Raw genomic sequence first — 22137 nt, 5'->3', positions numbered from 1 at the left:
ATTATACAGACTACGTTAAACCGTGTTAATTCAAAAGAACGTTCCATTTCAGCAAAAAGAGATAAAACTACATCATACAATAAAGCAACAATAGGCTAAGCTCTCCCACTGTCGCGCGAATCTGCTTCAAAGATTGGCTATATTGAAATTTAATTGTATTGATCGAAAGATTAAGTTTATCGGCTATTTCCTGATTGGAGTATTTTCCCGAAACTTTCATTTCAAAAACCTTGCGGCGTTGTGGCGAAAGTTGCTCAAGAGCTTGCTGTATGATGTTCATTTGTTCTTGTTTAAGGTTTTCGTTTTGAGAATTGTCTTCCAATTCCAAAACCATTGAAAGGCAATCCTCAAGTAAATAGATATTTTTCTTTGAGTCTCTCAACGTATTGAGCAGATCGTTCTTCAACATTGTAAAAAGGTATCTGTTTATAGGTTTTGTCTCGTCGATTTCTTCTTTTTTCAGCCAGAGTTTTAAGAATAAGTTCTGCACAGCATCTTCAGCCAATTCTTTATTCAGCAAATATTTAAATGCCAAAGAAAAGGTCTGCGCCGCATACGTCTTGTACACAATACTAAATGCCAGCTGGTTCCCCTCTTTCAGAGCCTTAACCAAAGCTTGGGCTTCATCCTGTGAGTATTTCTGGGACATCTTAATCATTTTAAATATGAAAATAAAAAGCTTATTATATCAAGTCCTTACTTTCAAATATATTAATTCTTTCTGATATAGCATGATTCGCGAGCAACAAATGAAACAGGTCTCTTATTTATTTCACCAGTCTTTGATATTTGCTGAACAAAAAAGTGGAGAATGATAATAATCCGTCAGTTGTTGAATGAACATCTTTTCGAACATCCTTCCGATCAGTTGCATTTACCCAACCTTCTTCTATTTCTTTTAATTCATCTTCAAGTTGCTTCTGATCCACCTCTACACCTTCCCCAACTGCTTTGATAAATGTATCGATATACACCTCCCAGCGCTTTGCATAATAATCACTTATCAGTCCTGCCCACGAACGACTGGCATAATCGTTCAGGCTTCCACCCCAAGTAGTAATCAAGTTGCGAGCATTCTTTTCATAATAGTCTTTCAACTGGGGAGAATCTCCCATCTTCCGCGCATCATCAATCCATTTATCCAGCGAACAATAAGGATGAAAGGCATTCAGCTTATCCAAATCATTCAATATCTCCTTCATTTTTTCGCCGCAAGCTTTCAAAGCCTGATGGTCTTTAGCTTCAACCATCCTGTCAAACTCCATTTTCACATCAAGAAAGTAGTTTCCAAGCACCTGTCTGCCTACAGTAATCAAATCCAGGCGAAAAGCATCTCTCCGGTCAGAAGGTGCCTCATTCAGTTTTCTCCAGACCTCTAGTAGTTCAACATTGCTATACACATTACTTGTCCGTTTTTCACTGTTCTTATTCAATGCAGGGCGATACCCGGGTAAAGTACCCAATGTGCGCGGCACCTGTACATAAATGTCATTGAATAATCGTTTCCAAGCATCGCGCACAGACTGCGACACACATCCCACATGTCTGTCAGCCAGACATTCAATCCATTTATTATCATCTACATTCAGGTTCCATGCTTTCTCAAGAATGTATTCGTAGGGAAATTGCATCACATCCAATCCTTCCAGCGTAGAGCCGATTCCTTTAAGGTTGCCTCCACCGTTAATGAGAGCATTCTCAAGTCGTGCGCCACTTTCTTTGACGTTACCTGTCAAAGTCGTGTTTCCACCGAAATTGCCCAGATAACACCAAATATAGGGCTGATTATGAAAATGCTCTGTTCTTTTCCATAATTCAACATTTTCACAATGATAATCAAGTAATATCATTTTATTCTGTGGCACTCCTGTCAGCAAAGCCTTCATTCGCTCGGAAGTCCATTTATCTTTATCAAAATAAAACATCCACGTCATTTGCATCCATTGGGCTTTGGGATCGGCAGCCGTCAATGTAGCGTACATATCCGAAGCTATCTTCCGCAAATATTCGGGTTCGAAACTGGGCGGGTCAACCTCGTTGAAAGGATCTAAACCATAAATATGATCGGTTCCGAAAAGTTTTTTTTGTTCATCAAGAAATAGTTTCTGAATTTTCGCAAACAAAGCATCGTTAGGGTTCAAAAAGTTACAACGGTATGCATCAGCAAAGCCGGCCCATTTGCCCAAATGTTGAATATCGGCCTCGGGATAGATCCGTTTTAAATCGGCAGGTACATGTCCGGCGAAGGCTGGTAATACGGGCTTCATATTCAATTCACGCTCACGTGCGAGTATTTTTTTCTGCAAGCTTACCTGGTGTTCCAGCCATTCCATCGGCAACGGACCGTTCCAACGATCTATGTTAGCCATCCGATGCCAGGGCAGATACGGTGGTCCCGTGAAGTAAGAGCGTATTTCGATGTCCGACATTCCCATTTTCGACCAGACTTTATACCACACAGCTTCTTGTCCGGTAATTGCCAAAGGCATATTTATACCATTAAGGGCCATCCAGTCAATAAAGCGCTCCCATTCTTTCCATTGCCACCAAGGCATCGTGTAACCATACGTGCAGTAATTCAGGAAAAAGCGAGTATCCACTCTCGCTTCCGAAACGACCTTCTCACCAACCATCGGCAATTCTTCAGGAATTTCAACGGCTATATCCGCATACCATGACACTGTAGTGAGACAGTAATATTTCAAGTAATGGTTCAGTCCCATCGCCATTGAATTGGCGTTGTTTCCACCGATTACAATTTTATCTTTTACGGACTCTATCGTAAAGCAGTCTTTCTCTCCTTTTAATTTTTGAAACTGAAAACTCTCGATGTATGACGGCAGCAAACGTTTCAATAATGCTTCCGCAACAGCTACGTCTTTGTCTTTAGCCTGAAGAGCCAACGACATAAGCAGCATAACCAGACACGTGTATACACTTTTTCTTTTCATTCTGATTTATAATTTTATATAGATTTTTCTTTTTAACAAAATATATCCCAACAGCCCATTGAACAAGAGGAAAAATACACCGTACATAAATGAACCGAAGTAATTTCCGAATAACGGGTTAAGCAAATTATTGAATACAGCCGTATGGATATGCCAATGCACAAGCAATCCTCCGGCTATGCAACTAAACACATAAATTACAAGCGGATTCGCTCCAAATGCTTCAAAAAACGAAAACCACTTTTTATTCTGCTTCACATCAATGATATAAAGTAGCAATGCCAATGACAATGCCGCAATCCCACAAGTAAGCAAAACAAACGAAGGAGACCACAAACGTTTATTCAAAGGACAGGCATAGCTTAACAAATAGCCGGCAAACAACAGCGTGGTACCTATAAGGAATAGATTCAGCATCCGGCGGTCATTATCTTTAATATCGATGATTATCTTTCCGCAAACAAAACCGATCATTACTTGAGACACAGCGGGAATCGTACTAAGTATCCCCTCGGGATCGACAAACTGGCGGCCCTGAAGATACATGTGGTTAGCCCCTAAAATAGCCGAATCAATCATCCCGACGATATTATCCGCACTCTTTTCAAATCCGTTTCCAAATAACTGAAAAATAAAGTAGACAATCAGCAAGATAATAGCTAATGGCATAAAACGCTTATGCGGTATTGCTACGGCCAATAAGGCTGTAATACCATAACAAATCCCAAGCCGTTGCATAACTCCCATCAACCGGAGCTGACTCAAATCAAAATAGTTACCACTATCGATTGATGTAATGAACCACTCCATAACCAGACCTATAAATATTAATAAGAGACTTCTTTTTATGATTTTCGTAATGGCCGGTCGACACTGGAAGTCATACTTACACAAAGAGATGTAGGTCGAAATACCCATCAGGAACATAAACATCGGAAATACCAGATCGGCCGGCGAAAAGCCATCCCACTTGGCATGTGCAAAAGCGGCAAAGTTATACCCGCACTTTCCTGTATTGTTGACCAAGATCATCCCGGCAACAGTAATACCCCGAAGTACATCAAGCGAAAGTAACCGTTTGTTCGGATTCATAATATTTGATTCTTTTAATTACTTATTATATATAAAATAGTCGTTCCGGCAGCTAACACTATCCCTATAAGCGATTCATAAGGTATCAGCTTCAGACGTTCCTTAAAATTGAGTTCGCATACGCCTCCTGTCGCATGAAAGAACGAACCATGTGGCAAATGGTCAAGAACTGTAGCTCCGGAATTAATCATAGCCGCTCCCCAAACCGCAGAAATGCCTATAGCCAATATCGTTTCAGCGAACGAAGAAGAAGCCAGTGTCGCTCCGGCTGTTGTCGATGCGGTAGCCGCCGACATCAACGCGCCTGATATAGGAGCAATCAATGCATCACTCATATGAGCATGATCCAATCCTGTAAGAATCCAATCTTTCAAAGAAGAGTTCTTTATGATACCGGCAATAGTTCCGGTTCCTATCAACAGAATAGCTACCACAGACATCTTTTGCAGTCCATATTCTATACTGGGAAGAATATTTTTCCATTGTTTCATACAGATAGCACCACATAAACCACCTACCGGCAAAGCTATCAAAGGATCAATATTGATTCCTGCCGCAGGACGTAATGCCAATAAAACAATCGTAACAACAGGAGCAATCAGACTGGTTCTTAACGAGGGCAAATTTCTCTCTTCCTCTTTATCCTCTGTTTGCATCATCGTTTTTTTGTTTTTCACTGTTTGAGGCATCAGACGGACAATAACAAAAACAGTGAAAAACAAACCGATCACTGCCGGTAAAATATTGGCAAACATTACAGCCGATAGATCTGCATTAAAATTTCCGGCTGCTATAATGGTGTTCGGGTTAGGTGATATGATATTTCCACATTTACCTCCCCCGATCATAGCAATAAGTAACACAGATGGAGACAGGTTTAGACGCTTGCCTATCGAAAGAGCCACCGGCGCAACGGTTATCACAGCCACATCAATAAAGACGCCTACCGTACAAAGCAACATCGTTGCGAGTGCCAATGCCATAAATACCCGTTTTTCACCCATTTTGTTTATAATCGCATTGGAGATGACCGTGGTAGCTCCGGTTTGTATTAATATGCCTGACAAGACTCCGGCTGTCAGAATCCGCAATACCACCGGGGTGACCTCTTTCACTCCTTCGGTCATCACCGTTACGGTCTCATTTAAAGATAGTCCTCCCAACAACCCTCCGACTATCGCTCCGATAATCAGACTGTATGTCGGAGAAAGCTTTCTTATGATTAACAGTATGGATAATGAAAGCCCGATTAATGCGCCTATCGCTGTCATTGAGTATTATTTAGTAAATTGTTTTATGATTCTCACCACCTGTCGCACCGTTCTCTCTATGTTTTCTTTCGTAAACTCCGGTTGCATCGCCTCTTCAAGTGTTACCGGAAAAGGTTGAATAGGCAGTACGGCAGTAAACCCCATCCTATTAAGCGCTTCGGTGGCTTCGACCGCTCCCCCCAACGCTATCACCGGAACCTGACATCTCTCACCGACACGTAAGATTCCGTCCAGCGCTTTTCCCATACAAGTCTGGTGATCCAGCTTCCCCTCTCCGGTCAGTATCAGGTCTGCCTGTCGGACGACCTCCTCGAAACGAAGCGTTTTCAATATAACTTCTATTCCGGATTGCAATTCTGCATTCAAAAACGGAAGTAAGCCGCCTCCCATTCCTCCGGCTGCTCCAGCACCGGGAAGCTGTGATATATCCATATTTGTATATTCCTTTATCACCTGTGCATAATGCCGCAACCCATTGTCCAACTCTATCACTTGCAAACTATTTGCCCCTTTTTGGGGAGCATATACATAGGCCGCACCCTCTTCTCCAAAAAATGGATTACTAACATCACAGGCGATCGTAAAATGACTTTCCTTCAATGCCGGATTTAATTGGGAAATATCTATTTGATGAACTTTTATCAGATTTTCGCCGACAGGCTCCAACTCACCGTTTCCGCTATCTAAAAAGCGTGCACCTAAAGCCTTCAGCATACCTATTCCCGCATCATTCGTAGCACTTCCGCCGATCCCGATAATGAATTCCCGACACCCGCGTTTTAATGCGTCAGCAACCATTTCTCCAACTCCATAAGTCGTAGTCTTCATGGGATTTCTTCGATTTGAATCAATCAATGGCAGACCGCAGGCCGAGGCCATTTCGATAATAGCCATCGCACCATTGTTTACGATGCCATACGATACTTCAATTGGCTTCATGAATGGATCATGCACCCGACATGACACCGTTTGAGCATGAAGGGCAGAGCATAGAGCTTCTGTAGTCCCTTCGCCGCCATCAGCTATGGGGAAACGTATAATCTGACAGTCGGGTAATTCCTCCTGAATCGCTTTTTCGGCAGCTTTTGCTATCTCAAAAGAACCGACCGAACCTTTAAACGAGTCGAATGCCAATACAATCTTTTTCATAAAAGCTATCACTTATTTGTTTTCTCTATTAAACTCAATGCAGCCTCGACCGGATCATCAAACGGAGTCGTACTGTTGCTCCAGGGAGATGTGATCCATTGCTCCTCCCATTCTCGGATTTTATTCCGGTCTTTTGTGAAATAGAGCTGTATACGAGGGATATAGTAGTCTTTAATCAGCCCGCTCCAGAAACGGGCAGCATAATCTTCCTGAATACCACCCCAACTTGTAATCAAGCGTTTGGCATTTGCTTCATAAGCATCTTTTTCCTGAAGAGTTGTTCCGCTATTGCGCGCAAGTTCCACCCATTCTTCTAATCGATATAAAGGATGAGAGGCCAACAGCCTGTCAACGTCCATCAACAAATCAACAGTTTGTTGCAGATTACGTTGCGCTGCGAGAACACGATTCTCCGAATCATCTTTCAAGGCCTGCTTATAAAAATTTTCAGCTTTAGCCGCTACATAATACGAAACAAACTCTATGAGGTCGTTTCTGTATAATTCAGAGCTTTTCAGTTCGTCAGCGCAACTAGCATACAAACGTATAGCCTGCAAGTAATCATCACTAAGGTCGATTTTACTGATCCGCCGTTGATCGGGTATTACGGTTTGCCAGGTAAAACGGGGGTATGAATATAAAGAACTATATGCTGTTTTCCGAAAAAGTTTCCAAGCTTCCTCCATGGCATCGGGATATCCTCCATAACGGGCCTCGCAGTATATCTTCATCCAATCGTCCAGGTCGATACTATCTGATGACCATCCCATATCGGCTAACAGTTCGTAAACAACCTCATTGTTTTCGAGTCCTTCAGGGGCAGAACCGAACCCAATCAAGTTACCTTTATTTGCGGCACGTAATGCTTTGACCGAGGAACTAGCATACATGTCCAAGTCTCCTGTCATGGTGTTTTTCCCGCCAAAGTTGGGTACATAGCTGAATATCCATTTCTTTCCGTAAAATCCATCATGTACTTTCCATGTTTGTTCGGTGCTCCATACCCATTTCGGATAATCATTGCCCAAATCAATGATAATCATTTTATCATCAGGTACATTGCTTAACAAGGCTTTAAGCGATTCTTTATCCCAGAATGAATGTTGATATCCGAATGTCCATCCCTGTGTAACCCAAACGGCATCCGGGTTTCCGGCTGCAATTGATTTATAGATCGTTTCTCCATACTCGGCCAATAACTTATATTTCGCTTCTTTATCTTCCTTATCGATAGGCAGCTCCATCTCATTAAAACTATCCGAGAGATAATACGTATTTTCTCCAAACTCTTTTTCCCACTCTTCGACAAACAGTTTGCCTATCTCTTCGAAAAAAGGTGAATCCGGTGGCAATACATAGGCGTTGTACTCTTCATCAAAACCACCCCACCGCATGTGCCGGAATTGTGTGTCGGGATGTTTCTGCACAAATCCTTCCGGCACGAAACCTGCAAACGCAGGCGCTATGGGCTGCATACCCAACTCGCGCATACGGGTCAGGATTTGATGCTGCAAAGCGATTTGGTTCTGTTGCCATGCATCAGATAAGGGACCGTCCCACTTGTTCAAATTGCCCATGCGATGCCAGGGAAGGTGTGCAGGGGCAGTGAAAAACTCACGGATTTCTTCTTTGTTCAATCCCATACGCAGCCATACCCGTTCCGCAATGGCTTCGCTGGCCACGGTAGCCAAGGGCATATTTACACCATAAAGAGCCATCCTGTCAATTTCCTTTTCCCAACGCTCCCAGTCCCAGTAAGGAGTAGTGTAGCCGAATGTACAAACATTAAGGAAATAGCGCAACTCATAAGGGGACACTTGTTCATACAATTCATAATCGGGCCACGGCATCACCGACGTTATATGTTCACCGCTCCATGTTTTCATACTCTTGCAGGCCTCTTTCATGTACGTATGAAAAGCGTAACAGATAGCAACGGAGCTACTTCCCCTTAGGGTAAGCCGGCCGTCGCTTGCTATCACTTCGAATATATCTTTACCGTCGGATGGTTCGATATATTCAAAGTGGATAGACTGTGCTCTTTCCCCAATCTGACGTTCTATTAACTGTTTGGCGGGGGTGATAATATCCGTCTTAGGCTTGTGGCATGAGCAGAAAAAAAGCGTTATTGAAATCAGTAAATACTTGATTATTGTATGTATCATAGAAAATCATAAATGTTATAAGTGAGTATCAATATTTTTTCTTCGATGCTTCTTTCACATATTCCAGTTCCGTAATAATCGGTAAATGGTCTGACAAAAGCGACTGAACAGTTTGTGTGCTAATCACACGCCATCCTTTTTGCGGGTAAGCAAACAAGTAATCGATCTTAATCACAGGTTTCCATGCCGGCATTCCAAAATCATCGTTACTCGCAGCAAACCAGCTATCCATACCACGTATTGCCTCGGAGTAATGACGCGCATTGAAATCGCCTCCCAAAATTACAGGATATTTATAATTCTTGAAATGACCGGTAATGAATTTTATTTGCTCCGCCCTTGTTTCTTGAGAGTTGACGTCCAGATGCGTAGAGGTAAAAACAATGGTATCATTACCCATTTCGAATAATCCCTCCAGCATGGCCCGCCTCTCATGCTCTTTGACCGGATGGGGCAGCATTATCTTTTGGACAGAAATATATGGATATTTACTTAACATCCCAATACCGTAATAACCGGTAGAATAATCAATCGTTTTTCCGTAAAGCCCAAACATCCCTGTATGATAGGCAAGTTCGGATATAAAATCCTTCCCCTTCTGATGCGGGGTACGCTTACGGTCTGTTTTGCTATCCACTTCCTGAAGCGCCACAAAATCAGGATTGAAGGATTTGATGTGATGAGCAAGTTCCTCTAAAGATGCCAGTTCGCCAAATCTCAAATTATAGGTCATTACCCGTACCCGTAGAGTATCTTGCGCATAGGCAACGCCCAAAGTCAGGCATAAAAACAATAATAAATATTTCTTCATTGAATACATGGTTTCTATTTTTAAATGATTACTTTTCCCAGCCCGGATTTTGTCCTAACAGAGGATTCTTCTGACGCTCGGGATTAGGCACGGGCCACAAATAATGTTTCGTTGCGTCGAAGTAGCGTGCTCCGCCTTCCGCAGTAGACTTTTCGTAGATAACATCACCAAACTCATCTACTCCGGTATCGGGATATGGGTTGGCGCCCAAATCATTCATACAAACTTTCAGGCTGGGACCGGTGATGGCACGTCCAAAGCGAAGTTCGCCTTCACGCCAACGCATCACATCGGCGTATCTTGTACCTTCACCTGCCAACTCAATGCGACGTTCTCTTCTCAATTCGGTTTCGAGGTCCATCCCCCATGCGCTAAGTTCGTCAAGGTTCATACGATGCATATTCACACGATCTCTAAGTCTGTTGATGGAGTAATCAATCTGTGTTTGTGTCAATTTCTTGCCTTGTAGTTCGAAAGTGGCTTCGGCATAAATCAGCAAGATTTCGGCAAAGCGGATGACATTGAGATTCCCATGTCCACCCACACTTGAGCCGGCCAAATCAATATCGTTATACTTTTTCAGATAGAAACCTGTACGGCTATTTGCCCCCACACGGTTATTATCTTGCAATGAAGCAAAACGAGGCAGATTAAATATCTCGTTGGCCTTATCCGTATCAGGATCACCGTCATCTCCTCCCGGCCATTTGTCACCCGGAGCATATAAAGTCATCTTCATTCTAGGATCTCTGTTCTGGAAATAATCCACATAATGCTCTTCAGGCGACTTGTATAACGATGAGGTCTGCACACCGGTCTTTTTATAATATTCCAATCCGGTTTTTGCCGGTTTACCGTCTGTACACAGATAAGCATCCACTAATGACTTCGTTGGATTGAGGCGTATATAGTCTGTCGGACTGCAAGTTTCATTGGGTAGACTTTGTGTACGGATTTCAGGTACAAAAAGGCTATATACGATGGCTTCGATATTTTTCGGATCATTCTCGACATCCCCTTCGTGATGAAATAGTTTTTCGTATTCATACAGGCCATAGGGACTGTTTTCGATGATATATTCACTCGTTTTTGCAGCCAGTTCCCATCTTTCGTTTTGCAAGGCAATACGTGCCAATATAGCTAAAGCGCCCCAGCGGTCGAGTCTTCCCAGTTTATCGCCCGTATACCTTTCTTCAGGCATACGCTCTGCCGCCCATTTCAAATCCTCGACGAGCTGGTCGATGACTTTCTCTCTGGGAGTACGTTCGATATATGCATCTTCGGGCTGGATGACTTCTCCTACCCAAGGTACATCACCCCAAAACACCGTGAGGTAAAAGTACATAAGCGCCCGGATAGTTTTTACTTCTGCGGCATAAACGTCCTTCTTCTTTTGAGCTACCTGCGCTTTATTATAGTTGTCCAGAAAATTATTGCAGCGATAAATATAGCTATACGCTCCTGTCCAATAGGTAGTGAAGGGGAAGCCGTCAGTATAAGAGTGCTTGCCTCCCGAAACCTTACTTAGTCCACTAGTAATATTCCCCCACATAACAGTTTCGGCCGTCGATTCGCTCCAATTCACGAGATAGTCTTTTTGTAAAGCTTCGTAACAGGGAGGCAAGGCATTTTTAAGCTGATCTTCATTCACCCAGAATGTTACATTGTCCGGCTCGTTAGGGTTCGTTCTATCCAGAAAATCGCTACATGAGGTAACTATACCAAATAAAGCAATGATTAAAAAGTATTTTGAGTATTTCATCTTTATAGTCGTTTAATAGGTTAGAATGTTATTGATAATCCAAAAACATAGGTTTTTACTTGCGGATAGACATCTCCGCTGGTGGTCCTCACTTCAGGGTCATAAGCTCCGAAGTAATCGGTTTTAGTAAACAAGTTATCTGCCGAAGCATATACTCTAAGACTATTAATACCAAGAGGTGCCACCATCCGGGCAGGAAAACGATAACCTATCTGAATATTCTTCAGGCGCAAGTACGATGCATCCTCTTTCCAGTAGTCACTGAAGAGCCTGTTGTGCTCCTGCGACTGATAAAGTCTGGGATAAGAAGCATTTGGATTCATAGGCGTCCATCTGTCAAGATGCTCTTTTTTAGGGATTGAGTAGTCATTGATAAACGCATGCCGAGCCTCATCCTCAAGGTAACCGGCAACTTTGCCTACTCCTTGCAAATAGAAACTGAAATCAATGCCTTTCCATTCCAAACCACCCTTGATTGCATAGGTGTAATGGGGCTCTTTCTCGCCAAACACCACTTTGTCGTAGTCATCAATTACCCCGTCGGGAGCGCCGTCAGGACCACTGATGTCCCGATACTTAATATCTCCGGGCTGTACAATGCCGTTTTGTGATGCAACAAGAGGAAATTTTGGTTTCTGGTACTTACCTGTAGTTGTATTCACCGATTCGAAGTCATACACTTGCGCCAGCCCATCAGTCAGATAACCATAGAAAGCACCTATCGGATCACCGACCCGACGATACGAACCGGAAGCCGTACTGGTCAGAGACTCCGGAGTTCCACCCAAATCGGTAATCTTATTACGGGCGTCCGACAGATTGAACCCGAGATTGTAATTTACATTTCCGATCTTATCACGCCATGACAGATTAAGTTCCCATCCTTTGACATCAATCTTACCAAGATTGACATAACCTACGTTACTACTGGAAACCCCGACAATAGCCGGAACATCGGGACGAACCAATGCATCAATATTTTCTTTCTTATACCAATCAAAGTCCACATTCAGTCTATTGTTCAAAAAACTAAGGTCTACTCCGAAATTAAGCATGCGGATGGTTTCCCACTTGATGTCGGGATTACCGATTTTGTTTTGCCAAAGTCCCATAACAGGTGTATTAGAAGCTCCGATAGGATAAGACTCCTCGGTTATGATAGGTGACAAGTAGGGGTAGTAATTACCGGGAATGTTTTGATTTCCCAACTCACCCCAGGAAGCACGCAGCTTACCCGAGCTCAATACCGAAGTAGCGAACTCCATGAATTTTTCACGTGAGAAGTTCCATCCTGCCGAGAATGATGGAAAATATCCCCAACGATTGCCCTTGGCAAATCTTGAAGTTCCGTCGGCACGCAGGTTAGCTTCAAACAGGTATTTACCGTCAAAAGCATAGTTGACACGACCAAAGTAAGAACGTAAAGCCCACTCGTCTTTTGTTCCGCTATTCATAAAATTAATCATTCCGGCACTAATAACGTGAATATCCTCAACCATCACATTATCACGTGTAGCACCCAATGTGCTTCTGTTTTCCCACTCTTGCGAAAATCCCATCAATGCTCCCAACTCGTGGCGCCCTATGGTTTTATTAAAGTTCAGGGTGAATTGCAACGTTTGGGTCATAACGTCAAGATGGCTTTGTGAGATATAGTCCTTGGCATCTTCATTTGCTTTCAACGGGCTACCGTCCGAGTAATAAGACAACATCTTCGGGTTAAACTCATCCACCTGGCGGGTATATATATTTGCAGAGTACTGCATACCTACGTTCAGTCCGTCTATAATTTTGAGATCTGCATTGAAAATACCATTGAGCACACGTGTTTTTCGTTCTTCCATTCCCGACTCATAAGCTACTTGCAAGGGGTTACGTACCGAACCGTACGACCAGTTCTCACTATCTACCATCCGGCCATTCTCATCAGGAATTTGCCACATGACGGGAAGTAACGGAGACATACGCTGTGACAGGCGGAATACTCCTGATGTGCCGCTATAACCTAAGTCCTTTTTATAGAAATCGACATAGCTCATCTGTCCGGTCAGTTTCAGACGATCATACACCTCCGTGTTTACACTGATACGCGCATTATGTCTTTTTGAACTATATCCGTCACCTACAACCAGCCCATCCTGATCCAGGAAACCATACGACATAAAAAATCCGGTTTTCTCGCTTCCACCCCGTGCACTTACATTATGCCCTGTCTGAAAAGCCCGGCTTTTGTATATTTCATCAATCCAGTCTGTATTGGAATATTCGTTGGGATACAGTCCCGAATCATATTTATCGAACGCCTCTTGTGTATAGGGCTTGGAAAATCCGGCAGCACTCATGGCTTCATTGGAGAGTTCCATGTATTCCCTTCCGTTAACAAGTTCGGGCAATGCTGTGGGAGTCTGGAATCCGGCATATCCGTTATATTGAAATACTACGCGCTCTTTCTTTTCTCCCTTTTTAGTCGTTACAAGAATAACACCGTTAGCGGCACGTGCTCCATAAATAGCTGATGAGGCGGCATCTTTCAGTACTGATACGCTTTCGATGTCCGAAGGATTCAATAAGTTAATGTCTCCCCCGGCTACTCCGTCAATCAAAATCAAAGGTGCTGTACTACTGTTAATAGTTCCCGTACCACGAATGTTGATGCTGGGCACAGCACCCGGCTGCCCCGAAGAGGAAACGATACTAACTCCAGGCAATAATCCTTGCAGACCCGTAGTTACGTTAGTAATAGGTCTGTTCTCAATAGCCTCCGCTTTAACCATAGATACGGCACCTGTTACATTCACTTTCTTTTGCACGCCATAACCTACAACTACTACATCTTCCAGGCTGACAGCATTCTCTTTCATCACTACGTTTACTGTCGTTGCTTTCGCTATGACGCTTTCTTCACGGTAGCCGACGTATGAGTACCGAAGTGTACTCCCATAGGGTACCTTGATGGAATACTGACCATTGATATCGGTGATTGTACCTGTAGTCGAGCCTTTTACCGATACGGTGGCTCCGATGATCGGTTCCGTATTCTCGTCAGTAACTTTACCTTTCACATACAGTTCCTTCTTCTCTCCTTGTGAATCAACAGGTTCAGTTTTATTTTGATATTCTTTATTATAAAATAAAATACTGTCATCCAGGAAACGGAACCCAATGTTAGTCCCTTTTAGCAAAAGAGTTAGTGCTTTGTTTACATCTGTGTCTTTTACCTCCAATGACACTTTCCTACTCGTATCCACAAATTCTTTACTATAGGCTACATTCATCGATGCCTTCTCTGCTATCTGACTGATAGCTTCTTTAAGAGGAAGCTCTTTGATACTAACCGATATTTTTTGCTGTTGTGCATAAACAAAAGCAGTGACAAATATGCACATTAGGGTTACAATACACCTTCTGCCGGTGGATGAAAAAGGAGAATCTTTTTCCATAATATTAGTCTTTAAAGTTAATAGTTCAATATCTATTAGCTAATACACAAGAGGTATTAAAAAGTATTACGGCAAATAAGTTAATGAATATTAATTGAGAATATATAGCACATAGTATTCTCTCATTTAATGCACAAATTAGTGTATTTACCTGAAATAATTAATACCTTTGAGTGCACAAATTAATTCGTCGGACTGTAGTCTATCTTTCAAAGAACTATAGTTCGACGAAAGGAACACTATAGTTAACGTTGCGTCGGACTATAGTCCGACGAATAAAACCATGCAATCGGAGAGAGTATTTACTGAATAACTAAAAACAAAATAAAACATGAGTGTTTATTACGATCTTTATGCCAGTGGCAACCCACAAAAAAAGGATGAGCAACAGCCACTTCACGCACGAGTGATTCCATCAGGAACTCTTGATGCCAAGAAATTCATAGAGTTGGTATCTAAAAGCAATGGGTTCAGCCAAGCGACCATTGAAGGATGCCTGCAAGCAGTTACTGACGAATTACAGCATTGGTTAAAGCAAGGCTGGATTGTGGAAGTCGGAGAATTAGGTCATTTCTCTTTATCGCTGAAATGCGGGCGGCCAGTAATGGAAAAGAAAGAAATCCGCTCTCCTTCCATCCATCTGAATAAGATAAACCTTCGCGTCAACAAGAAATTCCGCGAAAGCATGGAACCGTTACAGTTGGAACGTATGGAATCTCCCTATCGCAACGACGGTAGTCTCGATGAAGACAACTGCCGCACTGTCCTTATGCAACATCTGGAAAAAGAAGGTTGCGTCACCCGAACTGATTTTATGAGACTGACCGGAATAAACCGGGACAAGGCAATCGGATTATTGAATAAATACATAGAAGAAGGAATGATACGCAAGTATGGAGGAGGCAAGACGGTGGTATATTTAAAAAGGTAAACCATACAGTTTGCACTCCATATTTCGGATAGTGTCAACAAATTCTTTATTCTTACTTCTTTTCATTGACTGCCGTTACCGCTTTCTGTTTCTCAATAATGCATCGTACCTGCTCAAAAGACACAGGTGTAAAGTTATTATTATCCACCCCGACATCATACTGTAGCGGAAACAGCATCGACAAACGACTGGCATCCCAACCTATATTATTCTCACTTGTATGCACATGGCCAAATAGTTGCCATACATTCTTATATGCACCTCCGTAACATAAAAACGGATAGTGGTTCAAATAAATAGCCTGTTTATGTATCTTGATATATTTCTGCATCACGACTTCTACAAAACGATAGTTGAACTCCTTCGGCAGATGTTTCATATCATGATTGCCAAGGACCAAAAAAATCTTCCCATTTAGCCGGTCAAGTACATTCTTCCATTCAACAGCACCTCCAAAACTAAAGTCTCCCAAATGAAATACTATATCTTTCTTACCAATCACACGATTCCAATTCGCGATCAACGCTTCATTCATCTCCTCCACATTCACAAACGGACGTTTACAAAAACTAATAATTTCCCCGTGATTGAAATGAGTATCTGATGTAAAATATGTATGTTCTGCTGTCAGGTTATAATTTATCATATTAGTCTTTTTACGTATCACTGTTTTTTGATACATTTCCATTTAATTCTTTTAATCTCTAATAAATATAAAAATAGACTTTTTTTATGTATTGCCAGCGTTTTTCAGAAAAATCTTTTAAAAGAGGTATATAAAACTTCCAATCAACATAAGAAAACTACAATGTGTAAATAATAAAGAATACACAATCATCTATATTACAATGTATTATCTCAATATTAATTATTTTATTAACGCACATTCTAAAAATCATTTGGACAGCAATTTCCGATACCATATCTTTGCAACGTGATCACAAAATAATAACTAGATTTACTAACGATTAAAACTATTAAGAATTATGGCACTGAAATATGTAGTCAAGAAAACAACCTTTGGCTTTGATAAGGCAAAAGCCGAAAAATATGTAGCAAGACCATTCAACGTGGTTACTGTTGATTTTAAAATGTTATGCGATCAGGTAACAAAAGTAGGATTCGTTCCACGCGGTACTGTAAAATCAGTACTTGACGGATTGATAGATTCGCTGATAACCTATATGGAAATCGGGGCTTCGGTAAGCCTTGGAGAATTCGGAACATTTCGTCCTTCATTCGGATGCAAAAGTCAGGATGATGAAAAAGAAGTGACTACGGACACATTAAAGAACCGTAAAATAATTTTCACTCCAGGAAGTATGTTTAAAGGCATGATAAAATCAATAAGTATCCAGAAATTGGATAGTTCTAAAACCAACAGTTCTCCCACGCCTGATGATGGAAAGGGAGACGATAAAGGAGAAGGAGGTGGTAGCGGAGAAGCACCGGATCCGGCAGCATAAAAAACGATATTAATATTAAAAAAATCCGGCTTAGGTAACATTAAGCCGGATTTTTCTATTATTTAAAATACTACTTTCTATCAGTTAACACCTTTATCGAATCCCGTTTTATAATATTAGGTTTCAAAAGAATCTCCGAATGTAATTCAGTTTCTTCCAAAATCTTCTGCATCAACATTTTTACAGCAATAATGCCAATATTCTCCAGTGACTGGGCAATACGAGTAATAGGAGGGTTCAAATAGTCCAGATATAAGTTATCATCAAACGAAATGATAGACATATCTTGAGGAATTCTCACTTTATGCTCATTTAATGCTTTGACGGCTCCCAAAAGAATTGTACTACTTAACGCAAATATAGCAGTAGGTTTTGTAGTAGAGTTCAGAGCCAACTTAGTCTCAATATAACCATTCTGAATCGAGAACTCATTTCCTCTTATCATTGCGTTATCCTGATAACCAGCTTCGCGAAGCGCATCAACATACCCGCGCACACGTTCTTTAGTTGTTATAGAGATACTTGGTCCCTGAATACAGAGAATCTTACTATGCCCCGATTCTAATAATAATTTTGTTGCCTGATAAGCCCCTACATAATTATCAGTAGCTACGTATGGCAAATTATGCTTCTCAAAATAGCGGTCAATCAGCACAATCGGAGTTTTAGCACTAATCTCCTCGAGTTTAGAAGGGTTTTCACCGGTTGGAACCAAAATAATTCCGTCTATCTTACGCGATAGAAGCGAATCGATAGCCTTATTTTCCTGAACAGGATCTTCCAGGGTATCAATAAGCATGACAGTATAATTATAACGTTGTGCTTCACGGATGACAACACTTGCTATATTGGCAAAAAAAGGATTATCTATGTGTGGTACAAGAAGGCCTATAGTGTATGTCGTGTTATTGCGCAAACTTTGCGCAACTATATCAGGCTGATAGTCCAATTCTTTAACGGACTGCAAAATAACCTCCTTAGCAGACTGGCTTATTCTATATTTCTCCGATTTCCCATTTAACACTCTGGAAATCGTAGAGATAGAGTACCCAGTTTTCTTTGATACATCAATCAGAGTTTTCTTCATTACTGGTTGTTTTTTGCAAAAATAACATTTTATTTGAGAAAAAAGCAAGAAAAATATTTTGTTTTGAAAAAAATTTCTATATTTGCGCAAACGATTGCGCATAGTTTACGATTCAATTCGCCTTAATACTTAATACTCATTATATGGATACAAAGAAGAAAATCGTAGTGATAGGTAGCAGTAATACGGATATGGTTATCAAATCAGACCGTCTACCAAAACCAGGAGAAACAATTCTGGGAGGAAACTTCTTAATGAATCATGGCGGCAAAGGAGCTAACCAAGCCGTAGCTGCTGCAAGACTAGGAGGAGATGTCACTTTCATATGCAAAATAGGGAATGACATTTTTGGAAATGAAACCTTGGAAATGTTTCACAAAGAAAAGATCGACACTACTTATGTAGGAATTACTCCGCAGGAACCGTCAGGAGTAGCTCTTATCAATGTCGACAAAAAAGGGGAAAACTGTATTGTTGTTGCTTCCGGAGCCAACGGGACTTTATCTATTGATGACATACAAAAAGCAGAAACCGCCATCAAACAGGCATCCATCGTCATCATGCAGTTGGAAACTCCAATCGAGAGTGTCACTTATGCAGCCAAAATGGCAAAAAAAGATGGGATTACCGTTATATTAAATCCCGCCCCTGCCCCTACTCAACAACTACCTGATGATTTATTAGCCAATGTCGACATTCTTATTCCTAATGTCACAGAAGCTGAAATCATATCGGGAATGCACATTACAGATGATGAATCGGCAAAAGAAGCGATTCGTTATATTAGTTCAAAAGGCATAAAAACCGTCATTATTACTATGGGAGCCAAAGGAGCTCTCGCCTATGAGAACAATGAGTTTATTCACATTCCAGCCTTCAAGGTAGAAGCGGTAGACACGACCGCTGCCGGAGATACATTCTGCGGTGGACTGTGCGTAGCTCTGTCTGAAGGCAAGAATCTAAAAGATGCAATTATATTTGCAAGTAAAGCCTCTTCTATTTCTGTCACCAGAATGGGAGCACAAGTATCTATACCTTTGAGAAAAGAAATACAATAATCATCCTTAATTCTGTTATTATGATAAAACAATGTTCAATCCACGGTCTATTGACAAGTATGTTGTTAATAGTATTTTCTTTGATGAGCAATGATGCTATTGCCCAGAAGGCAATAAGAGGTACAGTCCTCGATGAAGCAAATGAACCCATTATCGGTGCCAGTGTCCTTGTTAAAGGTACAACAAATGGTTCTATTACAGGAGTTGATGGATCCTTCAATGTAAAAGCGAATCCTTCTGATGTATTGGTTATATCTTATGTAGGTTATGCAACTGTTGAACAACAAGTCGGAAATCAGACACAGCTTGTAATACACCTGCGCGAAGACTCGAAAGTACTTAATGATGTTGTAGTAATCGGCTACGGCTCTACCACAAAGAAAGAGCTTACAGGATCGGTTACCAGCATGAAGAAAGATGACCTCAATCCCGGAACATTCACCAATGCTATGGGAATGTTGCAAGGAAAAGTGGCAGGATTACAAATTATCAACCCGAACGGTGCTGATCCGACAGCCAAATATGAAGTATTACTTCGCGGAACAAACACGCTTTCCGCAGGCCAAGGTCCATTAATTATTATTGATGGGGTGGCAGGTGCAGATATCAGAAATATCAACTTCCAGGAAGTGGAATCTATAGACGTATTAAAAGATGGTTCGGCAGCTGCTATTTATGGAACAAGAGGTACGAATGGAGTAATCATCGTCACAACTAAACGTGCAAGAAGTGGCAAAACGGAAGTTTCCTATGATGGGCAGCTCACCGTGGGAGTCGTTTCACGCAGAGCAAAACCTTTATCGGCAAGCGAATACAAATCTGTTATCAAGGAGTATCGTCCAGAATTGGAAAGTTATATTTTTGACAGTGATACGGATTGGTTCAAAGAGATTACACAAACACCGTTTAGCCATAAACACAATTTGTCCATATCCGGAGGTTCCGAGAAGTTCTCACACCACACTTCTTTCAATTATGAAAAAAGCGATGGCTTGCAAAAACATAATAGCTCCGAAAAACTAATGGCACGTACCAATATTCGTCAATCGTTATTGGACAAATGGATCGATTTGGATTATAACCTGAATATCATTCATCGCAAATACAGCCCATCTTCTACAAGTGCCTTTATGCAGGCATTTACCCACAATCCAACAGAACCGGTTTACGACGACAGCGATCCGGATGCCGGAGGATATAGCCGTATCAAAGCAATGGAATATTACAATCCGGTAGCGATCATTAACGAAAGGAACATGGAAAGTAAAAATGATAATTATGGTGCAAATATTCGTGCTACTCTAAACATATTGCCTATAAAAGGATTAAAATGGGAGAACTTTGTTTCATACGACAAAGAACAATATGAAACACGTGAATATTACACACATTATTATCCAAGTTTAATAGGAACAAACGGGCAAGCTTATATTGAAAACTATCAGGAAAACGATACACAATATGAGTCTACTTTAAATTACTCGAATATTTTCGGAAAACATTCCATTCAGGCGTTACTCGGATATACATACCAATATACTTACAGCACATCTGCCTCCATGACTAATTCCGGCTTTGACTTCGATGACAACCAGACTCATAACATCGGAACAGGAACGAATCTTACCGAAGGCAAAGCCAGCATGTCATCCAATAAAGAAGATAACACATATATTGGATTCTTCGGACGTTTCATGTATAACTATGATGATAAGTATCTTTTATCCGCTTCACTCCGTCGTGATGGCTCCAGCCGTTTCGGTGACAATAATAAGTGGGGATGGTTCCCGGCTGTCAGTGTAGGTTGGCGTATAAATAAAGAGAAATTCCTCTCGGATGTCAAATGGATTGATGATTTAAAATTGAGAGCCGGATACGGAGTTACCGGCAACCAGGATTTCTCAAACTACAAATCTTTAATGATGATGACTACAGCCGGTAAATTCTATTACAATGGTCAATGGATCAATACTTATCAACCTGCAAGTAATGCAAATCCAGATTTAAAATGGGAGAAAAAAGCAGAGTTCAACGTTGGTGTTGATATGACAATGTTTGACAACCGCCTTTCATTCACTTTCGATTATTACAAACGGACTACTTCTAACTTGTTGTATGACTATATCGTACCGACTCCTCCTTATGTGTATAATACCCTGTTTACGAATGTTGGAAAAGTAACTAACGAAGGAGTTGAGCTGACGGTATCCGGCACACCGTTCAACACTAGGGACTTTACATGGAATACTTCACTGACCGTTTCGCACAATAAAAACAAATTGGTGAAATTCACTAATGACGAGTTTACGAACGGAACGTACAAAGTGGGATGGTCTACAAGTGCAGCCTGCTACACTCAACGTCTGATAGAAGGACAGTCATTGGGTACTTTCTACGGTCCTATATGGTTAGGGACCGATACAGATGGAAAAGATGTATTGCTAGGACAAAATGCGGACGGTTCCGTACCGGAAGAACAATGGGAAAAAATCGGCTGCGCTTATCCAGACGCCACTATCAGTTGGAGTAATACTTTCAGGTACAAGAAATTCGACTTGAGTTTCTCACTGCGTGCATCTATCGGCGGAGAAATTCTAAACAACTATGCGATGGAATATGAAAATTTAAGCAGCATCGGACTTAGAAATATCTCATCAAACTGGTTATCACAAACGAATTTTACAAGTACGACCTATAAATATTCCTCCAAATACATAGAGGATGCTTCTTATTTAAAACTGGATAATATAACCTTTGGATATACTTGGGATTTCACGTCCAAAATGATAAAAAGACTAAGATTGTCTCTTACTGCACAGAATGTATTCTGCATCACCGGTTATTCTGGTGTCGACCCAGAAGTTGCTCTTTCCGGACTGGAACCCGGTATGGAAAGTTTGAGCTATTATCCACGTACAACAGAATTTACTTTTGGAGTTAATATAGTATTCTAA

Annotated in this window: 15 protein-coding genes; 4 read left to right on the top strand and 11 right to left on the bottom strand. The window is 41.3% G+C overall.

Translation table 11 applies throughout. From position 1 onward, the window contains the following. Positions 1–67 precede the first annotated feature (67 nt). The 9 genes from DXA54_RS05235 to DXA54_RS05195 all read right to left on the bottom strand — a co-directional run bounded on the left by DXA54_RS05235 (position 68) and on the right by DXA54_RS05195 (position 14641). On the bottom strand, positions 68–649 hold the full coding sequence (locus tag DXA54_RS05235) for an RNA polymerase sigma factor (protein WP_004317492.1): 582 nt from the start codon (positions 647–649) through the stop codon (positions 68–70). A 118-nt stretch (positions 650–767) separates the two neighbouring features. Further along, complete coding sequence (locus DXA54_RS05230; protein ID WP_008642605.1) at positions 768–2951, bottom strand: alpha-N-acetylglucosaminidase; 2184 nt, start codon at positions 2949–2951, stop codon at positions 768–770. Between the two features lie 6 nt (positions 2952–2957). After that, entirely contained in the window at positions 2958–4043 is a 1086-nt protein-coding gene (locus tag DXA54_RS05225) for an acyltransferase family protein (protein WP_008642604.1), read from the bottom strand. A 14-nt stretch (positions 4044–4057) separates the two neighbouring features. Further along, positions 4058–5314 carry a GntP family permease gene (locus tag DXA54_RS05220; RefSeq protein ID WP_120079076.1) on the bottom strand — a complete coding sequence of 419 codons (1257 nt, stop codon included), beginning with the start codon at positions 5312–5314 and terminating at the stop codon, positions 4058–4060. Positions 5315–5320: 6 nt separating this feature from the next. Continuing rightward, positions 5321–6463, bottom strand: coding sequence for a glycerate kinase (locus DXA54_RS05215; protein WP_032850981.1), 1143 nt, complete (start codon positions 6461–6463; stop codon positions 5321–5323). Between the two features lie 8 nt (positions 6464–6471). Beyond that, entirely contained in the window at positions 6472–8628 is a 2157-nt protein-coding gene (locus DXA54_RS05210) for an alpha-N-acetylglucosaminidase (RefSeq protein ID WP_120079075.1), read from the bottom strand. A gap of 28 nt (positions 8629–8656) precedes the next feature. Next, the gene (locus DXA54_RS05205) at positions 8657–9448 is read right to left on the bottom strand and encodes an endonuclease/exonuclease/phosphatase family protein (protein WP_120079074.1); all 792 of its coding nucleotides are present in this window, start codon (positions 9446–9448) and stop codon (positions 8657–8659) included. Between the two features lie 19 nt (positions 9449–9467). Further along, positions 9468–11201, bottom strand: a complete 1734-nt coding sequence (locus DXA54_RS05200) for a RagB/SusD family nutrient uptake outer membrane protein (protein WP_120079073.1) — start codon at positions 11199–11201, stop codon at positions 9468–9470. Between the two features lie 20 nt (positions 11202–11221). Then, positions 11222–14641 carry a TonB-dependent receptor gene (locus DXA54_RS05195; RefSeq protein ID WP_120079072.1) on the bottom strand — a complete coding sequence of 1140 codons (3420 nt, stop codon included), beginning with the start codon at positions 14639–14641 and terminating at the stop codon, positions 11222–11224. A 331-nt stretch (positions 14642–14972) separates the two neighbouring features. On the opposite strand from DXA54_RS05195, the gene DXA54_RS05190 reads away from it, so the two are divergent. Then, positions 14973–15572 carry an HU family DNA-binding protein gene (locus DXA54_RS05190; RefSeq protein WP_120079071.1) on the top strand — a complete coding sequence of 200 codons (600 nt, stop codon included), beginning with the start codon at positions 14973–14975 and terminating at the stop codon, positions 15570–15572. Between the two features lie 52 nt (positions 15573–15624). Here the strand turns inward: DXA54_RS05190 and DXA54_RS05185 are convergent, their stop codons facing one another. Further along, positions 15625–16215 carry a metallophosphoesterase gene (locus DXA54_RS05185; protein ID WP_371682932.1) on the bottom strand — a complete coding sequence of 197 codons (591 nt, stop codon included), beginning with the start codon at positions 16213–16215 and terminating at the stop codon, positions 15625–15627. A gap of 343 nt (positions 16216–16558) precedes the next feature. Between DXA54_RS05185 and DXA54_RS05180 the strand changes: the two genes are divergently transcribed. Further along, on the top strand, positions 16559–17038 hold the full coding sequence (locus DXA54_RS05180) for a DsbA family protein (RefSeq protein WP_120079070.1): 480 nt from the start codon (positions 16559–16561) through the stop codon (positions 17036–17038). A gap of 70 nt (positions 17039–17108) precedes the next feature. Here DXA54_RS05180 and DXA54_RS05175 read toward each other — a convergent pair whose 3' ends face one another. Then, on the bottom strand, positions 17109–18125 hold the full coding sequence (locus tag DXA54_RS05175) for a LacI family DNA-binding transcriptional regulator (RefSeq protein WP_009000993.1): 1017 nt from the start codon (positions 18123–18125) through the stop codon (positions 17109–17111). A gap of 143 nt (positions 18126–18268) precedes the next feature. On the opposite strand from DXA54_RS05175, the gene rbsK reads away from it, so the two are divergent. Both rbsK and DXA54_RS05165 read left to right on the top strand, forming a co-directional pair. Next, entirely contained in the window at positions 18269–19183 is a 915-nt protein-coding gene (gene rbsK / locus DXA54_RS05170) for a ribokinase (RefSeq protein ID WP_120079069.1), read from the top strand. A 20-nt stretch (positions 19184–19203) separates the two neighbouring features. Next, positions 19204–22137 carry a SusC/RagA family TonB-linked outer membrane protein gene (locus tag DXA54_RS05165; RefSeq protein WP_120079068.1) on the top strand — a complete coding sequence of 978 codons (2934 nt, stop codon included), beginning with the start codon at positions 19204–19206 and terminating at the stop codon, positions 22135–22137.

It is taken from the genome of Bacteroides sp. OF03-11BH (assembly GCF_003604005.1).
Taxonomy (GTDB): domain Bacteria; phylum Bacteroidota; class Bacteroidia; order Bacteroidales; family Bacteroidaceae; genus Bacteroides; species Bacteroides ovatus.
Note: the sequence above shows the minus strand (reverse complement) of the source record. Positions and strands in the feature narration are given on the sequence as shown.

Excerpts from the sequence above, each read along its gene's own strand:
- DXA54_RS05200 (WP_120079073.1), bottom strand. The coding sequence starts at position 11,201 with ATGAAATACTCAAAATACTTTTTAATCATTGCTTTATTTGGTATAGTT.
- DXA54_RS05205 (WP_120079074.1), bottom strand. The coding sequence starts at position 9,448 with ATGTATTCAATGAAGAAATATTTATTATTGTTTTTATGCCTGACTTTG.
- DXA54_RS05195 (WP_120079072.1), bottom strand. The coding sequence starts at position 14,641 with ATGGAAAAAGATTCTCCTTTTTCATCCACCGGCAGAAGGTGTATTGTA.
- DXA54_RS05230 (WP_008642605.1), bottom strand. The coding sequence starts at position 2,951 with ATGAAAAGAAAAAGTGTATACACGTGTCTGGTTATGCTGCTTATGTCG.
- DXA54_RS05165 (WP_120079068.1), top strand. The coding sequence starts at position 19,204 with ATGATAAAACAATGTTCAATCCACGGTCTATTGACAAGTATGTTGTTA.
- DXA54_RS05215 (WP_032850981.1), bottom strand. The coding sequence starts at position 6,463 with ATGAAAAAGATTGTATTGGCATTCGACTCGTTTAAAGGTTCGGTCGGT.
- DXA54_RS05235 (WP_004317492.1), bottom strand. The coding sequence starts at position 649 with ATGTCCCAGAAATACTCACAGGATGAAGCCCAAGCTTTGGTTAAGGCT.
- rbsK (WP_120079069.1), top strand. The coding sequence starts at position 18,269 with ATGGATACAAAGAAGAAAATCGTAGTGATAGGTAGCAGTAATACGGAT.
- DXA54_RS05225 (WP_008642604.1), bottom strand. The coding sequence starts at position 4,043 with ATGAATCCGAACAAACGGTTACTTTCGCTTGATGTACTTCGGGGTATT.
- DXA54_RS05180 (WP_120079070.1), top strand. The coding sequence starts at position 16,559 with ATGGCACTGAAATATGTAGTCAAGAAAACAACCTTTGGCTTTGATAAG.
- DXA54_RS05190 (WP_120079071.1), top strand. The coding sequence starts at position 14,973 with ATGAGTGTTTATTACGATCTTTATGCCAGTGGCAACCCACAAAAAAAG.
- DXA54_RS05210 (WP_120079075.1), bottom strand. The coding sequence starts at position 8,628 with ATGATACATACAATAATCAAGTATTTACTGATTTCAATAACGCTTTTT.
- DXA54_RS05175 (WP_009000993.1), bottom strand. The coding sequence starts at position 18,125 with ATGAAGAAAACTCTGATTGATGTATCAAAGAAAACTGGGTACTCTATC.
- DXA54_RS05220 (WP_120079076.1), bottom strand. The coding sequence starts at position 5,314 with ATGACAGCGATAGGCGCATTAATCGGGCTTTCATTATCCATACTGTTA.